The following is an 8,593-nucleotide window of genomic DNA, read 5'->3' as shown; positions in this document are numbered from 1 at the left end:
CGCAAGTCTTCCACAGTGATAGGCGAGGGCGTTCATGAGGGTGCCTCGGCCGTGACCGGCAGCAGGGTACACAACCATCCCGGCGGGTTTGTTCACAACGACGATGAATGCGTCGCGATAGAGGATCTCGATGGGCAACGGTTCCGGGACGAGTTCACCGGATTCCCCTTCGGGTATGACGAGACGGATCGAATCACCAATCCTTACCCGGTAATGCTGGCTGACCCGTGTCCCGTTGACAAGGACATCCCCGCTCGCGATGAACTTCTGAATCTGAGAACGGGTAATGCCTGCTCTCCCCGCAAGGAACGCATCGAGCCGTTCACCCGCCTCCGATACCTCTACGGTCCTGACTTCGCGTGCTCCTTCCATAGATGATTTTACCTGACGGAAGGAGAAATGTGGGAAGTCCGGGCCGTCGCATTGTTTCCTTGACATTTTCTTGCATAATCGTATATAAATATATTTATATGAAAAAGGTCGTGAAATTATTCAAACTTCTCGCCGATGAGACGCGGTTCCGGATACTCGTGCTCCTCATGAGGAAGGAGCTCTGTGTCTGTCAGGTGATGGGGGTGCTCGGAATATCCCAGCCACTCGTTTCCAGAAATCTTGGACTTCTCAGTGGCGCCGGGCTCCTCAATGAGAGACGGGAGGGGAAACTGGTCTTCTACTCCTTCAAAAAAAAACCGGCGTCCGTGGCCACAAAGATCCTGGAGATGATAAACAAGGGTCTGAAAGAAGACAGCGGTCTTCGGCGCGACCTCCGGTCGCTTTCAGACTGCGGCGAGTTCCAGAAGAAGACGGGGAAATGCGACATGAAGACCTTCCTCGCCTTCATGGAGGAGCAGAGGGCAAAGCGGCACGGCGAAGGAAGAAACAAAAGAAACCGCCACGGCGGCCTGAATTGATCGACACTGCAGAAAAGAAGATGGTTCGAAACCTTATCCCGGAGCTGCCCACTGTCCCGTTCTGCTTCTCTGCGATGCCGTCGCGAAAGGATAATGTCGATGGCCGGAAACAATCTGAAGAGGCATGAGTATGTATTTGGCTAAGATCTGCATCCGGTACCTGGAAAGGATCATATGGCTTATGACAGACCGGCTTCCTCTCGGGAGCGCCCTCTTTGCCTCGATTCACAGCCCTTACTGGTTGATTTTGCCCGGGTCGGTTGGGGTAAACTTAATTATATTTGCCTTATCGGCTTCTGCCTCATGGCAAACATCATATACTGGTTCGGCGATGAAGCGAGGCTCCGGAGATAACGGTGATCTCAGGTATACGGCCGACCCTTCTTTTGCTGTGTTGCTATGCATGGCATGGCCCGTGAATCTTGCCCTGATAGAAAGAACAAAATAAAGGAGGTGGATACTATGACAGGAGAGGAATATATCTGTCTTGCGTGCGGGAGCTACTATCAGACAGCCCCGTCATCGACTCACGATTGTGATGAGAAGAAATGCCCCAAGTGCTTCAGCAGCAACGTCATGAAGCTGAATGTATCGAAACTCTTCGGTTTTGCCGGTGGAGGCGGATGAAACCCCCACGGGTGTTGAGACCGGTTCGGTCTCTTAAAGTTCTAAGAGATACAAATGTCAAAGGGGGATCGTTTTGTCCGAGCAGACAGACCCGGCGTCGACGGGGTATGAACCCGTGCTGCCGGACTCCTTTCCCCTGAGATTCAGCGGGAAGACTCCTGGAGAAGGATCTTCTGAAATGTCCTGTCGTTCATCTCTCCTCCTTTTCGTCAGGTCCCCGAAGATGGGCAGGGTAAAATCACGCCTCGCTGCGGTTCTCGGTGCAGAGACCACTCTCGCGCTCTATAGAAATTTCGTCTTCGACATTATCTGCACGCTTGAAAGAAGAAGCGACCCCCTGCTGATTTTTTTCGATCCGCCCGATGCAGAAGGAGAAATACGGAACTGGCTCGGTAAGGGTCATGCCTATTTCCCGCAGAGCGGGAATGATCTGGGAGAGAGGATGGAGAACGCCTTTGTCCGGTCCTTCGCGGAGGGCATCGAAAAGGCAGTCCTCATCGGAAGCGACATCCCGGACCTCACGGACCATGTCATCTCCGAGGCATTTGCCTCTCTCGAAACTCGCGGGGCCGTCATAGGCCCTGCTGTTGACGGCGGATACTACCTTATCGGTTTTCGGAGGGAAAGATTCCTGCCAGAGATATTTCGCGGAATTCAGTGGAGCACCGGTTCCGTCTTCGCCGATACGATGAAGGCCTTTGAAAGATTTGGATGCGGCGCCCATGTCCTTCCCGAGTGGAGGGATGTCGATACCCCTGAAGACCTCGCCGACCTCTTTCTGAGAAACAGAGATACGCAATTCAGGAAATCAAAAACCATGTCTCTCATCGACACCATACGGAATAGCGTGTCGTTGTGAGCCGGTTTGCCGTTCGGAAGGGTCCGGCCGGGCGGGCTTATGGATTGTAAGATCTCGATAATCATTCCTGTATGGAATGAGGCATCCGTCATCAACCGGACACTCGATCATATCTTCACCTTGCCGTACGGCGGAGCGGTCGAGATTATCGTTGTCGACGGCCACCCAGAAGGGAAAACGATAAACGAGATACGGCAAAGGCGAGTAGACAGGATGATCTCCGAAAAAGGACGCGCGAATCAGATGAATGCGGGGGCACGCCGGGCAGGAGGGGATGTCCTACTCTTTCTTCATGCCGACACGATGCTTCCGGAAAATGCCCTGGCCTCCATTGCCGGCGTAATCGAAACGGGAAGGCATGTCGGTGGGGCCTTTGACCTCGGAATAGAATCGGAAAGAATGGTCTTCAGGCTGATAGAGCGTGCCGCTTCTCTGCGGTCGCGTCTGACGAGAATCCCTTACGGAGACCAGGCGATCTTCATCCGGAGAGACTATTTCGCCGAGATGAACGGGTTCAGGGAGATTCCGATCATGGAAGACATGGATATCATGAGGCGCATTAAGAAAAGAGGGGACGCGATCCATATCATCCCTGCGAGGGTAAAGACCTCTGCGAGGAGGTGGGAGAAGGAGGGCATCCTTTCTTGCACCCTCAGAAACTGGATGATGGCCGGCCTCTATCTCCTCGGCATCTCCCCTGAAAGGCTGTGCCGTTTTTATCCGTAAACGTTACGGACCCGCTTTGCAGAACAACCGCTTGATGAGCATGGTTCCGTAACTTCCCCTGGGCAGCACAAATTTCAGGCCCATCTTCTTCTTCCCCCGGTAGAGTTCGTCAGGGGAAGAATCCGCGGAGAGACCTTCCGGGAGAGCGATCGCTTTCCTCTCCGTGCCCTTGAAGAATGCCTGCCTGATCTTCCTGATGTTGAACAGGGGAGGCCTCATATGGTTCTCCGTCAGGACTTCCGCATAGAGCTTCTCCGTGAGGGTGTCGGGCATTCTCGTATTCGATGCCGGAGTCGGGATACGCAACTCCCTGAGGTAACGGAAATCCTCTCCCTTTAGGCAGGCATAGAAGAGATACGCGCCGGCAACTCCCGGGTATTTCCTCACGGAATCGCCGGCCTTCGCTTTCACGATTCTTCTCAAGAGTTCATTCCAGAGATGAGATTGATAGGAGGAAAAAAAGAGCGACATCTCCTCAGGGGGTATTCTCTGGAGCAGCGGGACAAAGGCCTTAGGGTCACGGGTGAGCAACTCGAAGGCATCACGATCGAACAGGGTCTTAGCCCTTTCAGAACATTCCTGCCACTTACCCCAATGTTCGGAGAAGAATAGCTTCCGTTCTCTCTCTTCCTTCTTGTCCTCCTTACGGATATGGGTGAGGTATATCTTCAGCGCACCGTTATGGTGTCCCCTGAGTATCTTTTCGGCAAGAAAGCCCTGCAGCGGGTCGAGGCTTCCGAATCTCTGGTCGTCAAAATAGTTCGGATAACCGTCCCTCTCGAGGTCCCCGATGTCTGCCGATGCAGCCTGCGACTCCCCGTCGGTGAGGCTCCGCAGAACGATCTCGAATCTGTTTCCCTTGATGAGGTCCGGCCCCATCGGCCTCCCGATCGAACCAAGGAAGGTGAGCGAATAGTCCGAGGCGGCATGAGATAAGGAAACCTGTTTTGCACCCTTTATCGTTACGTACTGCCTCGTCAGGGCGTGTCTGTCCTTTTTTCCGCCGTAGGCGAATTCGCCGAAGGGGATGCCTGACTCCCTCGAGAGCCTCTTCAGGAGATCAACAGTGTTCCATCCGCTCTTTTCAAGGAGATAGAGGCCGAAGTCTCCCCCTGTCCTTGAGGGGATCTCGGCAATTTCCTCAACGAGAAAATCCTGAGGCCTGACCTTTATCTTCATGCCCTAACTTCTTCTCCGCCTGAGAGCAGATCCCGCGGAGCATCCTCAGTTCCCAGTCTGTCAGCCCCGCCCTTCCGATCAGACGCTTCAGGTTATTCATGATCCTCTCTTCCATGTCCCTGCTGCCTCTCGGGATATACCCGAGGAGTTTGAGTGTTCTCTGCATGTGCCGGTAGAGCATCTCGATTTCTTTACGGTCAGCAAATTCCGGCAGGCCCTTCCCGTATGCCTTCTCGCCGAGTTCATAGGCGACAAGCAGTACGCTCTGAGCGAGATTGATCGACGGGAACGCCGGGTTTGCGGGAATCGTCATGAGAAAGCCGCATTCCCCGACCTCGTTATTCCGTAACCCCTTGTCCTCCCTGCCGAAGAGTATGCCGATTCTATTCTTCCCGGCAAACGCGACGGCCTTCTTCACTCCCTCTTTAACGGGGAGAATGAGCCCCCTCCGCTTCCCGATCCTCCGGGTAGTGCCGATGACCAGGCCCTTGTCTTGAATTGCATCCTGAAACTTGGCATGTATCTTCGCCTTGTCGAGGAGGTCAACGGCGGTACAGGCCATCCATCGCGCCTCATCGGTCAGGGGCGCAGGCGCGACCAGTTCGAGGCGGGTAAACCCCATGTTCTTCATCGCCCGCGCAGCTGCACCGACATTGCCGGGCTCCTTCGGCTCGATGATGATAAATGATACGTTGTCCTTCCAGTCCTTCACGGAGATTAGTATAAATTGGCGGCGGACAAAATTTCATCTCTCGCGACTGAGAGAATAGGACAGTCAAAGAATCCTTATTCCAGGATGGGCCATCTCTGATTTTTTATAATGCTCCATTCCAGCGGAAACAATTGGATCGGTGAGGCGATCGTGAAGACGGGTGAAGAATTTTTTCGACACCTTGAGAAGAATAACCTTCTGAAGATTTTGGAGGAACCGTTACCCAAAAACGTATTAGGGACTGCCATAGAAATATCTTGTCGATTATAAAAATTCTGAAACCGACTTCCCGATGCCCTCTCAAAAGGTAGGCCAAACCAATCCATCGGACAAGCCGATTATGGTATCATTTATCCTCATGGAACAACGGCTGCAGAAGATTCTCGCACAGATGGGGATCGCTTCGAGAAGAAAGGCAGAGGAACTCATCCTTGAAGGAATGGTCACCGTAAACGGCGAAACAGCGACTCTCGGGATGAAGGCCGATCCTGCAGAGGACTATATAAAGGTAGGCGGCAAGCTCGTCTCGAGTCCGACGCTAAAAGGCAGGCAGCAGGCGTACCTAATGTTCCACAAGCCTGACGGCGTCGTGACGACCCTCTCCGATCCGGAGGGAAGACCGACGGTGAAGGATTTTCTCGGCGGGATAAAATACCGCATCTACCCCGTGGGGAGACTCGACTACCATTCCGAGGGGCTGCTTCTCTTGACGAACGACGGCGATTTCGCCAATGCGATACTCCACCCGTCGAGGAAGATACCGAAGACATACCTTGTCAAGATCGAAGGGAGTCTGAATGAGAAGGAGACGGAGAAGTTGCGCCGCGGGGTGAGGCTCGATGAAGACGGCTTGACCATGCCTGCCAGGTTGAAGAAGATCAGGGAAACGGAGAACAGCTCCTGGATAGAAATGACCATCTATGAAGGGAAGAACAGACAGGTGAGGAGGATGCTCGAAAAGGTCAAGCATCCTGTCATGAGGCTGAAGAGAATCGCCGTAGGCGGATTGAAACTCGGGGACTTGAAACCCGGGAAGATCAGACACCTCACGGGCGAAGAACTCCGGTCTATAAAGAGAGAGATTGGATTATAATTGATGCGCAAAGGGGCTAGTTATTGGAGGTCATATGACTCGTGATAGAGGTTGCGGAGAAGTTAGGGAATCGGACATCGGCTCCCCGGTGACCCTCTCGGGGTGGGTCTTCAGGAGGAGGGACCACGGAGGCCTGATCTTTGTCGATCTGAGGGACAGGAGCGGACTCTGTCAGGTCGTCTTCAGCCCGGACGTCTCGAAGGAGGCGCACGAGTCAGCCCATGCAATCAGGAGTGAGTTTGTCATTTCCGTGTCAGGTCAGGTGAGGCGGAGGCCCGAAGGAACGGATAATCCGTCTCTGCCGACAGGCAAAGTGGAACTCTACGCCGATGCGCTGACCGTGCTGAATGAGGCGTCTCCCCTTCCCTTCCCGATGGAAGATGCGGCAGAGGCGTCGGAATCGCTGCGACTGAAATACCGGTATCTCGACCTGAGAAGGCCTGAATTGCAGGGCAACCTCGTCGTCAGGCACAAGGTCACCAAGCTCATCAGGGATTACCTCGATGAGAGAGGGTTCCTCGAAATAGAGACCCCCATGCTCACGAAGTCGACCCCGGAAGGCGCGCGGGACTATCTCGTGCCGAGCAGACTGAATCCCGGTCAGTTCTATGCGCTTCCCCAGTCCCCGCAACTCTTTAAGCAGATACTCATGGTCGCCGGGATCGAGCGGTATTTCCAGATCGTCAAGTGTTTCAGGGACGAGGACCTGAGGGCCGACAGACAGCCTGAATTCACTCAGGTCGACCTCGAGCTGTCCTTCGTGGACCGTGATGATGTCATAGGCCTCATGGAAGGGATGATGAAACAGCTCTTCAAGACCGTCCTCGATACGGAGATCTCGACTCCTTTCGCGAGACTCGGTTACCGGGAATCGATGGAACGGTTCGGAAACGACAAGCCCGACCTGAGGTTCGGCCTCGAACTGAAGGAGATGGCGGACCTGGCCGGTCAAGGCTCCTTCAAGGTCTTTCGCGATGCCGTAGATTCGGGCGGCAGGGTGAAGGCGATGAACGGAAAGGGCATGGCCGGGCTTTCGAGGAAAGAAGTCGATATGCTCACCGAAGAGGCGAAGGCCTTCGGGGCGAAGGGTCTTGCATGGATCAAAGTGAAGGACGGTTTTGAATCTCCCATAGCCAAGTTCTTTCCGGAAGATACCCTGCGGCAGATGGCGCAGCGGCTCGCTGCCGGGGAAGGCGACCTCATGCTCTTCGTGGCGGACGAGGAAAGGGTTGTCCATGACGTCCTGAGCCGCATGAGGCTCGAACTCGGCAAGAGGCTCAACCTCATCAGGCCCGGATTCAATTTCGCATGGATACTCGATTTCCCTCTCCTCGAATGGGATGTCGAAGAAGGGAGGTTCCAGGCGATGCATCATCCATTCACCTCGCCGGCAGACGAAGATATCGAGAAGCTCTCTTCGTTGCGGACTGTCGGCTCTGCCTTAACCGCCGATGAGCGGGGCCTCGTGGCTGGTGTCAAGGCAAAGGCCTATGATATCGTCCTCAATGGCTACGAAATCGGCGGCGGGTCCATCCGTATCCACCGGAGAGACGTTCAGAGAAGGATGTTCGAGCTGCTCGGCATCGGGGAAGAGGAGGCGCGCATAAAATTCGGGTTTCTCCTCGACGCGCTCGACTTCGGCGCGCCGCCTCACGGAGGAATCGCCCTCGGCCTTGACAGACTCGTGATGCTCATGGTGGGGGCCGCATCGATCCGGGATGTCATCGCCTTTCCGAAGACCCAGAAGGCCTTCTGTCTCATGTCCGGGGCGCCGTCTGAAGTCGAACAGAAACAGCTGCGGGAGCTCCATATAAAATTGGACATGCCGAATATCTGAACGAAAGAGTCCTTGTCTCTCCTTGATGATGAAAAGCCTTTTCTGTTAGTATTCAGCGATGGAAAGAACCGTTGTCTATTTTGAAAAGCCCGGAAGGGACAACACCGAGGCCTGTCTCGAGGTCGTCAAGAGAGCGATAGCGGAAGGCGGGTACGGACATCTCGTCGTCGCCTCGACAGTCGGGGACACGGGTCTTCTCTTTTCCGGGGCGTTAAAGAATAGCAAGGTAAACATCACCGTCGTCACCCATTCAGCCGGCTATAAAGAACCGAATGCCCTCGAACTGTCTCCCGATACGAGAAGCCGCATCGAGAAAAACGGCGCGGTCGTGTATACCGGTTCGATGCTCACCCATTCGATCGAAACGGCGTTCGCGGCAAAATTCAGCGGCACCTATCCGACCCTCATCGTCGCAAATACCCTGAGGAGGTTCGGCGAAGGCTCGAAGGTCTGCTGCGAGATCGTAATGATGGCGGTCGATGCCGGTTTGATTCCCGAGGGCGAAGATGTCCTCGCGGTCGCGGGGACCGCGAGGGGCGCTGACACGGTGCTCGTCATAAAGGCGTCCGCGTCAAAAAGGTTCTTCGACCTGAAGGTCCTCGAAGTCCTTGCCAAGCCGAGGGCTTAAGGCCGCTGCGGAGTCGCCCCT

The 8,593-nt window shown here is 54.6% G+C and carries 10 protein-coding genes; 7 read left to right on the top strand and 3 right to left on the bottom strand.

What is annotated here, in order from left to right; all coding sequences use genetic code 11:
* Positions 1-372 (bottom strand): S4 domain-containing protein (locus VEI96_05310; protein ID HXX57400.1); only part of this gene is annotated, 372 nt, incomplete at its 3' end.
* A 110-nt stretch (positions 373-482) separates the two neighbouring features.
* Here VEI96_05310 and VEI96_05305 point away from each other — a divergent pair.
* From VEI96_05305 to VEI96_05290, 4 genes are all read left to right on the top strand, one after another.
* Complete coding sequence (locus VEI96_05305; GenBank protein ID HXX57399.1) at positions 483-911, top strand: metalloregulator ArsR/SmtB family transcription factor; 429 nt, start codon at positions 483-485, stop codon at positions 909-911.
* A 462-nt stretch (positions 912-1,373) separates the two neighbouring features.
* Positions 1,374-1,538, top strand: coding sequence for a hypothetical protein (locus VEI96_05300; GenBank protein ID HXX57398.1), 165 nt, complete (start codon positions 1,374-1,376; stop codon positions 1,536-1,538).
* 178 nt (positions 1,539-1,716) lie between these two features.
* Positions 1,717-2,397: a TIGR04282 family arsenosugar biosynthesis glycosyltransferase gene (locus VEI96_05295; GenBank protein HXX57397.1), complete on the top strand. Its 681-nt coding sequence runs from the start codon at positions 1,717-1,719 to the stop codon at positions 2,395-2,397.
* 39 nt (positions 2,398-2,436) lie between these two features.
* A complete protein-coding gene (locus tag VEI96_05290) occupies positions 2,437-3,123 on the top strand; it encodes a TIGR04283 family arsenosugar biosynthesis glycosyltransferase (protein HXX57396.1) in 687 nt (228 codons plus the stop codon).
* Positions 3,124-3,126: 3 nt separating this feature from the next.
* On the opposite strand, the gene truD is transcribed toward VEI96_05290, so the two are convergent.
* Positions 3,127-4,302 carry a tRNA pseudouridine(13) synthase TruD gene (gene truD / locus VEI96_05285; GenBank protein ID HXX57395.1) on the bottom strand — a complete coding sequence of 392 codons (1,176 nt, stop codon included), beginning with the start codon at positions 4,300-4,302 and terminating at the stop codon, positions 3,127-3,129.
* Positions 4,265-5,014 (bottom strand): RNA methyltransferase, encoded by a 750-nt coding sequence (locus VEI96_05280; GenBank protein ID HXX57394.1) that lies wholly within the window; start codon positions 5,012-5,014, stop codon positions 4,265-4,267. Before VEI96_05280 ends, truD begins: the two co-directional genes overlap by 38 nt.
* Before the next feature lie 340 nt (positions 5,015-5,354).
* Here VEI96_05280 and VEI96_05275 point away from each other — a divergent pair, with 340 nt between their 5' ends.
* The 3 genes from VEI96_05275 to VEI96_05265 are packed head-to-tail and all read left to right on the top strand — an operon-like array spanning position 5,355 to position 8,572.
* Positions 5,355-6,107 (top strand): pseudouridine synthase, encoded by a 753-nt coding sequence (locus VEI96_05275; protein HXX57393.1) that lies wholly within the window; start codon positions 5,355-5,357, stop codon positions 6,105-6,107.
* Positions 6,108-6,141: 34 nt separating this feature from the next.
* Positions 6,142-7,944, top strand: a complete 1,803-nt coding sequence (gene aspS / locus VEI96_05270; GenBank protein HXX57392.1) for an aspartate--tRNA ligase — start codon at positions 6,142-6,144, stop codon at positions 7,942-7,944.
* A 58-nt stretch (positions 7,945-8,002) separates the two neighbouring features.
* Positions 8,003-8,572, top strand: coding sequence for a pyruvate kinase alpha/beta domain-containing protein (locus VEI96_05265; GenBank protein ID HXX57391.1), 570 nt, complete (start codon positions 8,003-8,005; stop codon positions 8,570-8,572).
* Positions 8,573-8,593 lie beyond the last annotated feature (21 nt).

This window comes from Thermodesulfovibrionales bacterium, from assembly GCA_035622735.1.
In the GTDB taxonomy this organism is placed as follows: Bacteria; Nitrospirota; Thermodesulfovibrionia; order Thermodesulfovibrionales; family UBA9159; genus DASPUT01.
This window is presented reverse-complemented; position numbering and strand designations above follow the sequence as displayed.